The 14,143-nt window shown below is 62.4% G+C and carries 14 protein-coding genes; 12 read left to right on the forward strand and 2 right to left on the reverse strand.

Annotated elements, in window-relative coordinates; all coding sequences use genetic code 11:
- Positions 1 to 139: 139 nt before the first annotated feature.
- The gene (locus NKK51_RS23985; protein ID WP_023808795.1) at positions 140 to 901 is read right to left on the reverse strand and encodes a DeoR/GlpR family DNA-binding transcription regulator; all 762 of its coding nucleotides are present in this window, start codon (positions 899 to 901) and stop codon (positions 140 to 142) included.
- A gap of 163 nt (positions 902 to 1,064) precedes the next feature.
- On the opposite strand from NKK51_RS23985, the gene NKK51_RS23990 reads away from it, so the two are divergent.
- The 12 genes from NKK51_RS23990 (at position 1,065) to NKK51_RS24045 (ending at position 12,675) form a co-directional block, all read left to right on the forward strand.
- Positions 1,065 to 1,865, forward strand: coding sequence for a beta/alpha barrel domain-containing protein (locus NKK51_RS23990; protein ID WP_127255183.1), 801 nt, complete (start codon positions 1,065 to 1,067; stop codon positions 1,863 to 1,865).
- A 3-nt stretch (positions 1,866 to 1,868) separates the two neighbouring features.
- Positions 1,869 to 2,819: a PfkB family carbohydrate kinase gene (locus NKK51_RS23995; protein ID WP_352554796.1), complete on the forward strand. Its 951-nt coding sequence runs from the start codon at positions 1,869 to 1,871 to the stop codon at positions 2,817 to 2,819.
- An 87-nt stretch (positions 2,820 to 2,906) separates the two neighbouring features.
- Positions 2,907 to 4,052, forward strand: a complete 1,146-nt coding sequence (locus NKK51_RS24000) for an ABC transporter ATP-binding protein (RefSeq protein ID WP_352554797.1) — start codon at positions 2,907 to 2,909, stop codon at positions 4,050 to 4,052.
- Between the two features lie 110 nt (positions 4,053 to 4,162).
- Positions 4,163 to 5,410: an ABC transporter substrate-binding protein gene (locus NKK51_RS24005; protein WP_127811094.1), complete on the forward strand. Its 1,248-nt coding sequence runs from the start codon at positions 4,163 to 4,165 to the stop codon at positions 5,408 to 5,410.
- A 137-nt stretch (positions 5,411 to 5,547) separates the two neighbouring features.
- On the forward strand, positions 5,548 to 6,444 hold the full coding sequence (locus NKK51_RS24010; protein ID WP_127291130.1) for a carbohydrate ABC transporter permease: 897 nt from the start codon (positions 5,548 to 5,550) through the stop codon (positions 6,442 to 6,444).
- 5 nt (positions 6,445 to 6,449) lie between these two features.
- A complete protein-coding gene (locus NKK51_RS24015) occupies positions 6,450 to 7,292 on the forward strand; it encodes a carbohydrate ABC transporter permease (RefSeq protein WP_352554798.1) in 843 nt (280 codons plus the stop codon).
- 63 nt (positions 7,293 to 7,355) lie between these two features.
- Positions 7,356 to 8,177: a sugar phosphate isomerase/epimerase family protein gene (locus NKK51_RS24020; protein ID WP_352554799.1), complete on the forward strand. Its 822-nt coding sequence runs from the start codon at positions 7,356 to 7,358 to the stop codon at positions 8,175 to 8,177.
- Between the two features lie 11 nt (positions 8,178 to 8,188).
- On the forward strand, positions 8,189 to 9,265 hold the full coding sequence (locus NKK51_RS24025) for a Gfo/Idh/MocA family protein (protein ID WP_352554800.1): 1,077 nt from the start codon (positions 8,189 to 8,191) through the stop codon (positions 9,263 to 9,265).
- Entirely contained in the window at positions 9,265 to 10,083 is an 819-nt protein-coding gene (locus NKK51_RS24030) for a sugar phosphate isomerase/epimerase family protein (protein WP_352554801.1), read from the forward strand. Before NKK51_RS24025 ends, NKK51_RS24030 begins: the two co-directional genes overlap by 1 nt.
- A complete protein-coding gene (locus tag NKK51_RS24035; RefSeq protein WP_352554802.1) occupies positions 10,083 to 10,916 on the forward strand; it encodes an alpha/beta fold hydrolase in 834 nt (277 codons plus the stop codon). The genes NKK51_RS24030 and NKK51_RS24035 overlap by 1 nt, the downstream gene beginning before the upstream one ends.
- Positions 10,913 to 11,635 carry a ribulose-phosphate 3-epimerase gene (locus NKK51_RS24040; protein ID WP_352554803.1) on the forward strand — a complete coding sequence of 241 codons (723 nt, stop codon included), beginning with the start codon at positions 10,913 to 10,915 and terminating at the stop codon, positions 11,633 to 11,635. Before NKK51_RS24035 ends, NKK51_RS24040 begins: the two co-directional genes overlap by 4 nt.
- Positions 11,632 to 12,675, forward strand: coding sequence for an ROK family protein (locus NKK51_RS24045; RefSeq protein WP_352554804.1), 1,044 nt, complete (start codon positions 11,632 to 11,634; stop codon positions 12,673 to 12,675). The genes NKK51_RS24040 and NKK51_RS24045 overlap by 4 nt, the downstream gene beginning before the upstream one ends.
- A 52-nt stretch (positions 12,676 to 12,727) precedes the next feature.
- Here the strand turns inward: NKK51_RS24045 and NKK51_RS24050 are convergent, their stop codons facing one another.
- On the reverse strand, positions 12,728 to 14,056 hold the full coding sequence (locus tag NKK51_RS24050) for a dicarboxylate/amino acid:cation symporter (RefSeq protein WP_023808783.1): 1,329 nt from the start codon (positions 14,054 to 14,056) through the stop codon (positions 12,728 to 12,730).
- Positions 14,057 to 14,143 lie beyond the last annotated feature (87 nt).

A 14,143-nucleotide genomic window follows, 5' to 3' on the forward strand; every position in this document is an offset into this window, starting at 1 on the left:
TTCTGGCGCGATATCGGGAGGCTGCCAGCCCTGGGAGGGAGAAAATGACCGACATGAAAAAACGGCCGACCGCCGATGCGAATCCCGTGGGTCATGCGCGCATTGGGTATTTCCGTCGTGGCCAGGGACCGCGATGGAGTCAGGCATAGATCACCTTGGCCCCGGTCCTATCAAGCTGGCTGCGTATCGCGCCGGACAGGCCATCGTCCGTGATCACGACATCGACGCTCGACAGCGAAAAGGCCTTTGAGGTCCCGCTGACGCCCCATTTGCTCGAATCCGCAAGGAGGACAACGCGCCGGGCCATGCGCACGAGGTTTCGCTTCGTTCGCGCCATGTCTTCGTTCACGTCGACCACATCCAGTGACGAGTCAATCGCATGCGCTCCAACAAAGACCTGATGCGCTACCAAGCCGCCGAGAGCCGTGTCGGCATCGGTGATCAGTGTGCTCACCGTGTCTGGATAGACCCGGCCGCCGATCATGTGAACGTCGAGCCCGGGCCGATGCATCAGATGCTGCACGATATTCATCGCCGTGGCCGCGACCACGACATTGCTGAGCGGCGGTAACAGCATGGCAACCTGCATCAATGTCGAGCCGCCGTCGAAGATGACCGATTGGTTGTCCTCGAACAGTTCTACCGCTGCCCGGGCGATGCGTTTCTTTGCATCGAGGTTCGTTTGCATCCGCCGGGCGAACGCGGCCGTGGTCGAATCCGTGGTCCGGGTCACCGCGCCTCCGCGGGTCTTGGTCAGCAGTCCCTTGCGATCCAGTATCTCGAGGTCGGAGCGCACGGTGACTTCCGACACGCCAAAATCGTCTGACAGGTCCTTGATGCGAACCTGTCCGCTGCGTTGCACTTCACCCAGGATCGATTGGCGTCTCTGCTCTGATAACATTGCCCTGTCCTTGCCTCCATCCGCCAAGCAATCCCCCTGGCCTCGGTTCACTCTACCAAAAATATGCGAATTCGAAAGCTTTCGAAAGATTGCATTTGCCTTTTCTTTCGCAAACACTGGGTGCAGGGATTTTGAAATCAATCGATTGGAGAGTTTTGGACTCATGAGCCTCGGAACCAAGGTGCGCCTGGCGCGCCTCTTCTCGCATCCGTCAGGGAATCTTTTTGGCGGCGCGGTCGACCACTTTGTCGGCTATGGCGACGTGCGCAAAGGAGGTCTTGCCGACCTGCCGGGCGCGCTTGCTCGCGTCATGGTAGGCAAACCCGACTACGTCAGCATCCAGCCTGGCACCGCGCGCCATCTGTGGCCGCAATACGCGGGCAAGGCTTGCCTGGTGATCCAGGCCGGCTGCTTCACCCCGGACGATCGCATCAGCGAACTGATTGCAACGCCCGAGGATGCGGTGCGCGCTGGCGCCGATGCGTTGGCCGTGGCCATTCCGGTGCGCGGCGCGACCGAGGGCAAATACATACGCTGGCTGACCGATTCGGTGAATGCGGCGGCCCGTTACGGCATGCCGGTGGTGGCGCATATCTATCCTCGCGATTTCACCGACGGGGCAAAAATCGTCTTCACCCCCGACGAGATCGCCTATGCGGCACGCATCGGCTACGAGTCCGGCGTCGACGTGATCAAGATCGGTTACACGGGCGATTTCGAGTCTTTTCGAGAGACCGTTCGGACCTGCCCGGTGCCGGTTGTGATCGCCGGCGGACCGAAGACCGACACGCTGCTCGGCGCCCTTCAGCAGACGGCGGACGCCATCCGTGCCGGCGCGCGCGGTGCCGTGGTGGGTCGCAATCTCTGGGGGCACGGCGATCCGGAAAAGGCAGCGATCGCCTTTCGGGGCGTCATCCATGACGGCCTTTCGGCCCAAGACGCCTTGGCGAAGGCGGGTGCCTGAACGATGCCTACCGTCCCTTCAATCCTCGGCTTCGGAGCTATTGCGATCGACGACATCGTCTATGTCGATCAGCCGTTGTCGGCGGGCAAGGGGAAGGTTCTGCAAAGTGCCCGAGCTTTCGGAGGAAATGTCGCGACGGCACTTGCCGCCGTCGCGCGGCTCGGCGGAAGCGCCGGGTTCGTCGGATGGCTGGGCAGTGCCGCCGACGACGCCGTGTTGTGCGATCTCGTTGCGAGCGGCGTTGAAACCGCGTTCGCGCCGCGCCACCCGCACGCGCGCCCGGTGCGCTCGCGGATCACCGTCGGTTCGGATGGCGAGCGATTCATCGCGTATGACGACGAAGCGATGCTGGGCACCGCGCCCGATTTTCCGGACGAGGTTCTCAGCCGCGCGACCGTCCTGATCGTCGACAGTTACGGGATCGGGTCGCTGGATGTCGTGGCTCGGGCTCGCGATCTCGGCCTTGCGATCCTCGGCGATGTCGAATGGAGCCACGGCCCGGCCACCGAGAGACTGATCGGGCTCTGCGACCATCTCATTCTTCCACTCGGCTTTGCGCGGACCGCCACGGGCCGCCGGTCGCCGGCCGAGATACTCGATGCGTTGTGGTTGCCGTCGCGGTCCGCCGTGGTCCTGACGGATGGCGGCAGGGGCGTCTTCTATCGCGGACGCAACGAGACAGGGCTCTGGCACCTGCCTCCGCACCGGGTTGCCGTCGTCGACTCGACCGGCGCCGGTGACTGCTTTCATGGCGCCTATGCCCTTGCATTGACGCGCGGGGCCGATACCGCAGGCCGGGTCGCGTTCGCGGCCGCGGCGGCGGCCCTTTCGATAACGGGGCGTGGCGGGCGCGAGGCGCTTCCGACCGACGCCCAGGTCACGGAACTCCTGGCATCGACGAACGCGCCGTCGGCAGTCGAACTGAAATATGCGCGGCTTGATACCGGAACATAGCCGAACTATCCGAGGAAAAATTCGCAGGTGAACGTAAGCCGAGGACAATTATAAAAATCAGTGGCTTAGACTTGTGGAGGGAGGAATATGGCAGAAGTCGTTCTTGAAAATATCTGCAAGACATACGGGAACAATTTTCACGCAATCGACCAATTGAACCTGTCGGTCAAGGACGGTGAGTTCTTGATTCTCGTCGGGCCGTCCGGCTGTGGCAAATCCACCGCGCTGCGGATGATCGCGGGGTTGGAGGACGTCACCAGCGGCAGCCTTCGGATCGCCGGTGTCGACGTCGTCGACATGCCGCCCAAGGACCGGGACATCGCGATGGTCTTCCAGAGCTACGCCCTCTACCCGCATATGACGGTGTTCGAAAACATCGGCTTTTCGATGCGGCTGGCAGGCAAGCCGAAGGCCGAGCGCAAAAAGCGCGTGGACGAGATCGCCAAAACCCTTCAACTGACGTCTCTGCTGGACAGCAAACCCGCGAACCTTTCAGGCGGACAGCGTCAAAGGGTTGCCATGGGCCGCGCCATGGTGCGCGAGCCGGCAGCCTTTCTCATGGACGAACCCCTTTCCAATCTGGACGCGAAATTGCGTGTTCAAATGCGCGCCGAAATTACCCGTCTGCAAAAGCAGCTCGGCGTAACCACCATATATGTGACCCACGACCAAACCGAAGCTATGACGATGGGCGACAGGGTCGCGGTGTTGAAAGGCGGCGTGTTGCAGCAGGTCGATACACCCAGGAGGCTCTATGAATCGCCGGTGAACGCCTTCGTTGCCGGCTTCATCGGGTCTCCTTCGATGAACCTTTTCGAGGCGACCCTGACAGGCGACGAACTGATGTCCGGTGCCTTAACCATCCGGCTGCAGGATGCAGCCTTCGTGCGCAGGCCGGGCTTGAGATCGTATGCGGGGCGCAAGGTCGTGTTCGGGATACGACCGGAGGATCTCTATGACAGCAGCCTCGAATCCGGCCGCAAGTATCAGACGATACCGGCAAAGGTGACCTCGATCGAAGAACTTGGATCCGAACAAATCGTCCATCTCAACATCGACGCGGTCCGGGTGGACTCCGGCGACCCCGACGCGGTGCAGGATTTCGGCCTGGCGTCGAATGCGGTGGCGAAATTCGAACCGGTCAGCACAGTCCGCTCCGGCTCGGAAATCAGCTTGGCCCTGGATGATACCAAGCTCCATTTCTTCGATCCCGAGACGCATCTGGCAATCTGAATATCAGCGATAAGACCCGCGGGTGAGGGTGAGGCACCTGCATAAGAAGACTTGTGAATAACCAGACGATCGGCCGCATTGTGCGGTCGAATATAAAGAAGGAGGAGAAGATGACGTTTCGTATAAAACCCGCGATGCTGAAAATAGCCGCAGCCGCATGGTTGCTTGGCGCAACCGGCGCCATGGCGGATACGACGCTGGAATTCACCCAATGGTGGGAGCCCGAATTGCCGGCTGGCTCGCTCAGGGCAATCATGGATGACTTCGAGGCCGCAAATCCCGGAATCAAAGTGACGCTGGTCAGCGGCCCCTACGCGACCACGCGAGACCAGATCTCGGTTGGTGCTGCAACCGGAACGCTCAGCGACGTCGTCGGTCTCGACGGTGCCTGGGTGAACAATCTGAATGCGCAGAGCGCACTCGCCGACATGAATCCGATGATGGATGCGAGCGCTTTCGACAAGAGCCAGGTCGCGGACATCATCAAGGTGGACGGCAAGGCGGTGATGTTTCCCGTGGCTTCCTTCGTCTATCCGGTCTTCGTGAATTTGGACCTTGCTGCCCAGGCAGGCGTGACCAAGCTGCCGTCGACCCGTGCGGAGTTTCTCGAAGCCGCCAAGAAAATGACGATCGCCGACAAGAACCAGTATGGCTGGGTGCTGCCCCTCTCGCTGCAAACGCCATCTGGCGTCCAGAACGACATGATGTCGTGGGTTTGGGCTTCGGGTCAGTCGATGATGGCGAACGGCAAGCCGGACCTTGAGGGCAAACCGGTGGTCGATATGCTCACCTTCGTCAAATCTCTCAACGACGCCGGCACCATCTCGCCCGGCATCGCCACCAAGACCGAGCAGGAGAAGGTCGAGGAGTTCGTCAACAACCGCGTCGGGATGATGATCGACTCGCTCGCGCATGTGAACCTCATCCGCAAGCGCAATCCCAAGCTGAACTTCGACCTGATCCCGGTCCCGGTCGTGGAAAACTATACCGGCAAGCGGGGCCTTCCCTATGCCTCCTGGGGCATCGGCATCTCTGCTGCCTCGAAACATCAGGAAGAGGCCTGGAAACTCGTCCAATATGTGATGAGTGAAAAGGTGAACGCGAAGCTCGTGTCGCTTGCAAACGCCTTCCCGGGCAATGTCAACGCCAAGCCCGATTTCGTAACCTCGGACAAGGCTTTCGGCAAGGCTTTTGAAATCTTCAAGACCGGTTATCTCGCCAATGAGTTCACGGGCCTGCCGGTGGCAGAAGACCTGATGACCCAGTTCGACGTGCAAGCTCAAAAGATGCTTGCCGGCGAGCAATCTCCGGAACAAGCCGCAGCCGCCGCTCAGAAGGGCTGGATGGCGAAATTCTGATCGGCCTGTTCCCGTTTGCTATCTTTGACCGGGTGGCCTGACTTCGGGCAGGCCACCCGGCAACAACGGATCGGCAATTTGAGTGGACCTGTTTTTGAAGCTTACCTTCTCTTGAAGGCGTATCCCAAGGTTGGCACATGACCCGGCAAAAGCGCTCCCACCATAAGCTTAAACGAGCGGTCGCACCCTACCTCTATCTGTCGCCCTCGCTGCTCATAATTGGGCTTCTGATGCTGCTGCCGATGGTGACGGTGATTGGCTACTCGTTCCAGAACAGCGCGGTGCTGCGTCGTGACCCATCCTTTGCCGGACTGAAACACTACCAGGCGATCTTCGACGACCCCGTGTTCTGGGCTTCGCTGTGGCACACGCTCTACTTCACATGCATGAGTGTCATTTTCCACATGACCATCGGCATGGTCTTCGCGCTCATGCTGAACAGCGACCGCATCAATCCGACGCTGCGCAATATTCTGCGCGTGCTCTACATACTGCCCTGGCTGTTCACCGCGGTGATTATCGCCGTGATCTGGCGCCTGCTGCTTGAGCCGAACGGTGTCGTGAACAGCATTCTTATGCAAATCGGCATCATCGGTTCCAAGGTCGAATGGTTTTCCTCGCCTGAGACCGCGCTGCACGCCGTCACCTTCGCCAATATCTGGGCGGGCTATCCGCTCTTCATGGTCAGCCTGCTCGCGGGTTTGCAGGGCATTCCCAAGGATTTCTACGAGGCCGCCGATATCGACGGGGCGAAAGCCTACCAGAAGCTGATCTTCATCACCATTCCGCAGCTAATGCCGATCATCATCAGCATCTCGCTGCTCGACTTCATCTGGACCATGCAGGTCTTCCCGTTAATCTGGATAACGACGGGCGGTGGCCCGATCTACTCGACCGAGGTCCTCAGCACCTACACCTACAAGCTGGCGTTTTCGAGCTACAACCTGTCGCAGGCTTCAGCCAGCGCTGTGGTCATCTTGTTGATCTCTCTCGGCCTGACGCTGTTCTATATTCGCTATCAGAAGGCTCGATAGTCATCATGAGGAAAAGGCAAACGCCGAAAGACAGGCTGATCACCGTCGCGCTCCATATAGCGCTTGCAGCGGGGCTCTTTTTCGCGGCATTTCCGATCTACTGGATGCTGAGCAGCTCGTTCAAATCGAATACCGAAATCTTTGCCCTCCCACCAACCATCCTGCCAAAGGCGTTTACGCTGGAAGCGTATGCAGCCATCCTTGGCGACCCGGTGAAGCTGCGCTTCTTCTTCAACAGCTATTTCGTGGCGGGAGCGGTGACTGTGCTGACGGTGCTGATCGCCCTGCTGGCGGCCTACGGGTTCAGCCGCTTCAACTTCCGCGGCAAGGGCAGCCTCAACACAATCATCATCAGCACGCAGACGATTCCGCCGATCACACTTTTGATCCCCTTCTTCGGGCTCGTCGTCTCATACGGCATCTTCGACACCTATGTCGCACTGATCCTGACTTATCTGGTGTTTACGCTGCCCTACGCGATCCTGCTGATGACGGGGTATCTGAACACCTTGCCCCGCGATCTCGATGAAGCCGTAGCCGTCGATGGCGGCACCAGTTGGACAGCGCTTTGGCGGGTGATCGTCCCGATTTCACTGCCTGGAATCGTGGCGACGTCGGTCTACACCTTCCTGTTGTGCTGGAACGAATTTCTCTTTGCGCTGACGCTGACGAAGTCAACGTCCATGCGCACTGTCCCGATCGGCATCCAGCTGTTGATGGGGCAGCATGCCTTCGAATGGAACCAGATGATGGCGATGAGCGTGCTCGGCTCGCTACCGCTTTTGCTCATCTACCTCGTTGCCCAGAGGTACTTCCTCGCCGGCATGACCGCGGGCTCGGTCAAGTAGGATGTCCATCCGACGGCGACGCAGAGTGGCAGCAAGTAATAAGCGGTATCAAGGAATGAAAGGATGAACGTGAAAGACCTCAAAGTCGGCTGCCAGACCTTCACCTGGGAAATGCTGGGAGACCGGTTTACCGGCGGCCCCGACGATCTGCTGAAGGCGATCTCTGACGGTGGCTATGCCGGCATCGAGATCACCGACACCATGATCGGACATTATGGCGACAGGCCGGAGGAGTTCGCCGCCGCGCTGAAGGCGTCGGGGCTGACGCTGGTTTCCTTCGCCTTTGGCTCGAACAGTGGTTTTACGCTGAAGGAGGAGATCGGCGCCGATCTCGAGACCGCCAAACGCTGGATCGACTTCGCCGCCGCCTTCCCTGGCGCGCTCGTGTCGATGGGCTCTGCGACGGTGGTCTCCGACGGTCCGCGCGACGACAAATTCGCCATCGCCGCAGAGGTCTACAACGAGGCTGGCGAGCTTGGCCGCAAGACCGGCGTCCAGGTCGCGGTGCATCCAAGCTCGCACCACAACACGCTGCTGTTCGACCGGGCCGACTACGACACGATCTTTGCCTTGCTCGATCCCGATCTGGTCGGTTGGGTGCCGGATACCGGCCATATCCTGCGCGGCCACAAGGACATGGCCGACACGCTGCGCACCCACCGCGACCGCATCCGCTACATCCACCTCAAGGACGTCGATGCCAACGGTACCTGGGCCATGCTTGGCAAGGGCGTCTGCGACACGCCTGCGGTCATCGAGATCGCCGGCACCGCACCGCGCTTCAATGGCTGGCTGGTGCTGGAGGAAGAATCCGAAACGGCCGCCGCCGATCCCGCCGGCGCGGTCAAGACCAACCGCCAGACGATGCGCTCCTACGGCGCCTGAAGAACGAGACGATGATCAAGAAACAGGACAGACGCCTCAGGGTCGGCGTGCTCGGCTGCGGCCCCATCGCGCAGTTCGCGCACCTGGAATCCTGCGCCAAGGCCGGCAATGCCGACCTCTACGCCATCTGCGACGCGGCACCCGATCTGCTTGCGCGCATGGGCGCGACCTACGAGCCGCAGAAGATGTATTCCGACTATGAGGCAATGCTCGCCGATCCTGAGCTGGAAGCGGTGATCGTCGCCACATCGGACGCCTATCACGTGCCGATGTCGATCAGGGCGCTCAACGCCGGCAAGCATGTTCTCTGTGAAAAGCCGATCGGCACCTCGGTTGAGGAAGGCGAGGCGCTGGCCGAAGCGGTCAGGCGCTCGGGCAAGATCCTGCAGGTCGGGCACATGAAGCGCTTCGATCCGGCACTGGAGGCGGCGCGCGACTTCGTTCGAGACGAGATCGGCGAAGTGCTGGCGCTGAAGGCCTGGTACTGCGATTCCACCCATCGCTACACCAACACCGATGCCGTGCAGCCGCTGCCCGTCACCAGCAGGCTAGCCAGGAAGCCAGCGGGAAATCCCAAGGCTGATCTCAGGCAATATTTCATGCTGGCGCATGGCTCGCATCTCGTCGACACGGCGCGTTTCCTGTGTGGCGAAATCCTTGCGGTCCGCGCGCGCCTCAACGAGCGTTTCGGCGCCTATTGCTGGTTCGTCGAGACCGAGTTCGCCAGCGGCGCGCTCGGCCATCTCGACCTGACGGTTGCCGTGCGCATGGACTGGCACGAAGGTTTTCAGCTCTATGGCGAGAACGGCTCCGTTATCGCCAGGACATTCAACCCTTGGTATTTCCGCGCCAGCGAGGTCGACATTTTTCATGAGAAGGACGCGACATCGCGCCGGCCGCTCGGCGCCGACGGCCATTTGTTCCGCCGCCAGCTGGAAGGTCTTGCCGAAACGGTGCTGGAAGGCACGCCGATGCGTGGCGCCAATGTCGAGGACGGCATCGCCTCCATCCGCGCCATGGTCGCCATCGCGCGTTCGGTGGTATCAGGCGAGCGGGTGGAACTCGCCTCGGTTTCGGGAGCGGTCTGATGCGTCTCGGCATTTTTGCCAAGACCTTTCCCGGTGCCGAGCCGGCTGCGGTGCTCGCGGCCGTTCGGCAAGCGGGCTATGAGACGACACAGTTCAATCTTGCCTGCGCCGGCCTGCCGTCGATGCCGGATGCGGTGCCGGCGGATGCCGTCTCTTCCATCCGTGCCGCAGCGCAATCGAGCGGCGTTTCACTTGCAGCACTTTCCGGCACCTACAACATGGTGCATCCCGACAAAGCCGTGCGCGACGATGGCCTTCGGCGTCTCGCCGTCGTCATCGAGGCTGCTGCTGCCCTCGACATCCCGCTGGTCACGCTCTGCACCGGCTCGCGCAACGCCGCCGATCAGTGGGCCTATCATCCCGACAATGCCGATCCGGCCGCCTGGTCCGACATGGCCGCCGAGATGGCGAAGGCGCTGGCGTTGGCCGAAGGTGCCAATGTCGATCTCGGCATCGAGCCTGAGCAGGCCAACATCGTCACCTCGGCCAGGGATGCGACCCGGCTGATCGCCGAGATGGGATCGAAGCATCTGAAGATCGTGCTCGATCCGGCAAACCTGTTCGACCACGCCACGCCCGGCGAGGCGCGCGCCATCGTTGCCGCCGCGATCGACGAGGCCGCCGGCCACATCGCCATGGCGCACGCCAAGGACCGCTATAGTGACGGCCGCTTTGCCCCATCAGGGCAAGGCATCGTCGATTTCCCGGATTTCGGCGCGCGGCTGAAGGCAGTCGGCTTCGAGGGATCGCTCGTCACCCACGGGCTGTCCGCCGACGAAGCCCCCGATGTCGCCGCCTTTCTGCGAAGGCTCCTCTGATGGGCGCCGCCCCGACGATCCTGCTCCGCGACGATGCAGCGCTTCGTGTCTTTGACACGGGGCAGGGCAGACTTCCCGTCGTCTTCCAGCATGGCCTCGGCGGTGACGCAGCGCAGGTCGCGCAGAACTATCCCGACAGCCCGTCATACCGCCGGCTGACCGTCGAATGCCGCGCGCAGGGCGGTTCCGGCGCCGGTAGCAAGCGCCCGTTTTCGATCGCGATGTTCGCCGATGATGTGCTGGCCGCCGCAGATGCGGCCGGCCTCGACCGTTTCGTCGCCGGCGGCATTTCGATGGGTGCGGCCATTGCCTTGCAGCTTGCCGCCCGCCACCCGGACCGCGTCCTGGGTTTGGTGCTTGTTCGCCCTGCCTGGGCTTTCGACGCGGCACCGCAAAACATGCGCCCTTACGTGGAAGTGGCGGAGCTCATCCTCAGCCGTCCTTTATCGGAGGCGCGAGATATCTTCGCGGCGTCCGCGACGACCGCACGCTTTCGAACCGAAGCGCCGGACAATCTTGCTTCCCTGCTCGGCTTCTTCGCGCGCGAAGACGCGCCCGTCTTCGCCGAGGTGATGCAGCCGATCGCAGAGGATGGACCTGGCGTGACGCGGGCAGCGGCCGCCGGCCTCGCGCTCCCCACGCTCGTCATTGGCAGCGGCATCGATCTCGTCCATCCGCTGGCCACCGCGCGCAGTCTCGCCGACGCCATCCCCAACGCGGCCTTTGTCGAGGTGACGCCGAAGGCCACCGACAAGGATCGCCACTTCGCCGAGATCCGCGCCGCCATCGGCAGCTTCCTCAAAGATCGTTTCAACAACCAGGACCAGTCATGATCTCGAAACCTCTCTCAGGCCCGGCCGCCATCGCCGCATTGCCCCGCGATCGCATGATCGCCGAATTCTCGCTGTGGTCGGCCAATCTCGCCAATTTCGAAAACGACTTGAAGCGCGTCGAGCCCTATGTCGATCTTCATCATATCGATGTGGCGGACGGTCATTTCGCACCGTCCTTCCTGTTCTTCCCCGATCTCGTCGCCCGCATCGCCGGGCTGACGGCGAAACCCATCCATGTCCACCTGATGGTCGATGAAGCAATCGTCGAGGTGCAGACGCGCCAGTTTATCGAAGCCGGCGCCGACATGATCAGCGTCCATGCCGAGAATGGCGAAGCCGGATTGCGCGCCGTTCGGCTGGCGCGTGAACTCGGCGCCGAGGCGGGCGTCGTGCTCAGGCTGGAGACGCCGGTCGAGATGATGACGCCTTTTGTCTCCGAAGTCGCTTTCGTCACGCTTCTGGGAACTGCAATCGGCGTCAAGGGCCAGAGCCTGTCGGACAAGGCCTGTGACAGGTTGGGCGCTGCCCGCGCCATCCTGAGAAGGGCCGGCCGCGAGGCGCAGGTGGTTTTGGCCGCAGACGGCGGCATCCGCCACGAGACCGTGCCGTTGCTGCGTGCCGCCGGTGCCGAAACCGTGGTTCTCGGTTCCCTCGCCTTCGGTGACAAGGACCTCGCCGGCCGCATCGGCTGGCTGCACGGATTGAAGGTCGCGGCATGACAATACAAGCCGCCCTTGCGATCGATCTTGGCGGGACGGAGCTTCGTGTCGCCCTGGTCGACCGCGACGGCAAGATCCTGGCATTCGCGGCGGTGCCGACGCAGGCGCAGGCCGGTCCCGATGTGGTGATCGGCCAGATCGAGGCGTTGGCGGCGACAGTCCACGCCGAGGCGCCGGCACTCTCGATCGTCGGCGTCGGCGTCGGTGCGCCGGGACCGCTCGATCCGCTGGCCGGCATCGCCGTCGGCCCGCCGACACTCGCCGGCTGGCTGGACGTGCCGCTTGCCGACATCCTCGAGCGGCGGCTCGGCCTGCCGGTGCGGCTGGAGAACGACGCCAATGCCGCGGCGCTCGGCGAATGGCGTTTCGGTGCCGGCCATGGTGCGGGCTCGCTGGTCTTCGTCACGGTTTCCACCGGCATTGGCGGTGGTGTCGTCGTCGACGGCCGCATCCTGCATGGCCGCCGTGGCCTTGCCGCCGAGATCGGTCACATGACCATCACCAATGAAGGCGAGCGCTGCGTATGCGGTGTCGTTGGCTGCTTCGAGGCCATCGCCTCGGGAACGGCACTTGGCCGCCGCGCCAGCGCCGCCACGGCAGCCGGAGACGGCTCTACCTTGCGACGCTTGTCAGCGGACGCGGAGGTAACCGGCCGCCATGTCGTCGAGGCGGCACGGCTGCAGGACGCTCTTGCCTCGGCCTTGCTGGAGGAGGAAGCGCGCTGGCTGGGTGTTGGCTTCACCAATCTCCTGCATCTCTATTCGCCCGATGTGCTGGTCGTTGGCGGCGGCATCGCCAATGGGCTCGACCTGATGCTGCCGACCATCGAGGCGACCATCAGGCAACGGGCCATGCGCGCCTATCGCGACGTGCCGGTCGTTCAGGCCCAGCTCGGCCGCCATGCCGGGCTCGTCGGCGCCGCCAGCCTTGTGCTGTTCGACGACGGCGGCACTTTGGCAGCCCGCATGCCTGTTGGCCCAAGCACGTTTCCGGACACCGCTGAGCAAGACCGGCACGGTCTGACGTTGCGACCTGCATGACAAAGGCCAGAGGCAGCACGCCTCCGGCCTTTTACGCATTGACCGCGCGTCATTACTCGGCGGGAACAACGTCCGCCGGCAGGCTATCGTCGGCCGTGCCCGCCAGCGCCCTCGCCAGCTTGGCCTCGTCGAGTTCGCCTTCCCAGCGCGCCACCACCAGCGTGGCGACAGCATTGCCGACGAAGTTGGTCAACGCCCGGCATTCAGACATGAAGCGGTCGACGCCGAGGATCAGCGCCATGCCAGCGACCGGCACCGCCGGAACCACCGAAAGCGTCGCCGCAAGGGTGATGAAGCCGGCCCCGGTGATGCCGGCGGCACCCTTGGAGGAAAGCATGGCCACCAGCAGCAGCAGGATCTGGTCACCCATCGACAGGTGGATGTTGGTCGCCTGTGCGATGAACAGCGCCGCCAAGGTCATGTAGATGTTGGTGCCATCAAGGTTGAAGGAATAGCCGGTTGGGATGACCAGGCCGACGACCGAGCGCTTGGCGCCGGCCTTCTCCATCTTTTCCATCAGCGAGGGCAGGGCGGCCTCCGACGAGGAGGTGCCCAGCACCAAAAGCAGCTCTTCCTTGATGTAGCGGATCAGCGACAGGATGGAGAACCCGTTGTAGCGGCAGACCGCGCCAAGCACGACGAACACGAACAGGAACGACGTCACGTAGAAGGTGCCGACCAGCATGGCGAGGTTGATGACCGCGCCGATGCCGTATTTGCCGATGGTGAAGGCCATGGCGCCGAAGGCACCGATGGGGGCGGCCTTCATCAGCACGCTGACCAGCTTGAAGATCGGTGTCGTCAGCGCCTGCAGGAAATTGAGCACGGGCGTGCCCTTGTCGCCGACCAACGCCAGCGCGATGCCGAACAGCACCGAGAAGAACAGCACCTGCAGGATGTCGCCATCGGCGAAGGCGCCGACGATGGTCGACGGGATGATGTTCATCAGGAAGCCGGTGACCGACTGGTCGTGCGCCTTGGCGGCGTAAGTGCTGATGGTCGAGGCGTCGAGCGTCGCCGGGTCGATGTTGAAGCCGGCGCCCGGCTGCACGACATTGGCGACGACAAGGCCGATGATCAGAGCCAGCGTCGAAAAGGTGAGAAAATAGAGCATCGCCTTGCCGGCGACACGTCCGACCTTCTGCAGGTCGCTCATGCCGGCAATGCCCGTCGTCACGGTCAGGAAAATGACCGGGGCGATGATCATCTTGACCAGCTTGATGAAGGCGTCGCCGAGCGGCTTCATGCTCTCGCCGACCGACGGATAGAAATGGCCGAGCAGGATGCCGACCGTGATCGCGACGAGCACCTGCACGTAGAGTTGGGCATAGAAAGGCTTGCGCTGCGCGGCAAGCGCGCCTGATTGGTCTGCGATGTGCATCGAACTCTCCCTGGCCGGATGGGGCGGAGCGCCCTGCGTGACTTCTCCCATCGCGGCGCTCCGGTCGCACGCCGCTGCCAGGGAGTT

This window comes from Mesorhizobium sp. M0011, assembly GCF_040324155.1.
In the GTDB taxonomy this organism is placed as follows: Bacteria; Pseudomonadota; Alphaproteobacteria; order Rhizobiales; family Rhizobiaceae; genus Mesorhizobium.

What these genes read in the sequence shown, in the direction of transcription:
- NKK51_RS24015 (WP_352554798.1), top strand. Translation starts at nt 6,450, where the DNA reads ATGAGGAAAAGGCAAACGCCGAAAGACAGGCTGATCACCGTCGCGCTC.
- NKK51_RS24010 (WP_127291130.1), top strand. Translation starts at nt 5,548, where the DNA reads ATGACCCGGCAAAAGCGCTCCCACCATAAGCTTAAACGAGCGGTCGCA.
- NKK51_RS24020 (WP_352554799.1), top strand. Translation starts at nt 7,356, where the DNA reads ATGAACGTGAAAGACCTCAAAGTCGGCTGCCAGACCTTCACCTGGGAA.
- NKK51_RS24000 (WP_352554797.1), top strand. Translation starts at nt 2,907, where the DNA reads ATGGCAGAAGTCGTTCTTGAAAATATCTGCAAGACATACGGGAACAAT.
- NKK51_RS24050 (WP_023808783.1), bottom strand. Translation starts at nt 14,056, where the DNA reads ATGCACATCGCAGACCAATCAGGCGCGCTTGCCGCGCAGCGCAAGCCT.
- NKK51_RS23995 (WP_352554796.1), top strand. Translation starts at nt 1,869, where the DNA reads ATGCCTACCGTCCCTTCAATCCTCGGCTTCGGAGCTATTGCGATCGAC.
- NKK51_RS24040 (WP_352554803.1), top strand. Translation starts at nt 10,913, where the DNA reads ATGATCTCGAAACCTCTCTCAGGCCCGGCCGCCATCGCCGCATTGCCC.
- NKK51_RS24025 (WP_352554800.1), top strand. Translation starts at nt 8,189, where the DNA reads ATGATCAAGAAACAGGACAGACGCCTCAGGGTCGGCGTGCTCGGCTGC.
- NKK51_RS24045 (WP_352554804.1), top strand. Translation starts at nt 11,632, where the DNA reads ATGACAATACAAGCCGCCCTTGCGATCGATCTTGGCGGGACGGAGCTT.
- NKK51_RS24035 (WP_352554802.1), top strand. Translation starts at nt 10,083, where the DNA reads ATGGGCGCCGCCCCGACGATCCTGCTCCGCGACGATGCAGCGCTTCGT.
- NKK51_RS24030 (WP_352554801.1), top strand. Translation starts at nt 9,265, where the DNA reads ATGCGTCTCGGCATTTTTGCCAAGACCTTTCCCGGTGCCGAGCCGGCT.
- NKK51_RS23990 (WP_127255183.1), top strand. Translation starts at nt 1,065, where the DNA reads ATGAGCCTCGGAACCAAGGTGCGCCTGGCGCGCCTCTTCTCGCATCCG.
- NKK51_RS24005 (WP_127811094.1), top strand. Translation starts at nt 4,163, where the DNA reads ATGACGTTTCGTATAAAACCCGCGATGCTGAAAATAGCCGCAGCCGCA.
- NKK51_RS23985 (WP_023808795.1), bottom strand. Translation starts at nt 901, where the DNA reads ATGTTATCAGAGCAGAGACGCCAATCGATCCTGGGTGAAGTGCAACGC.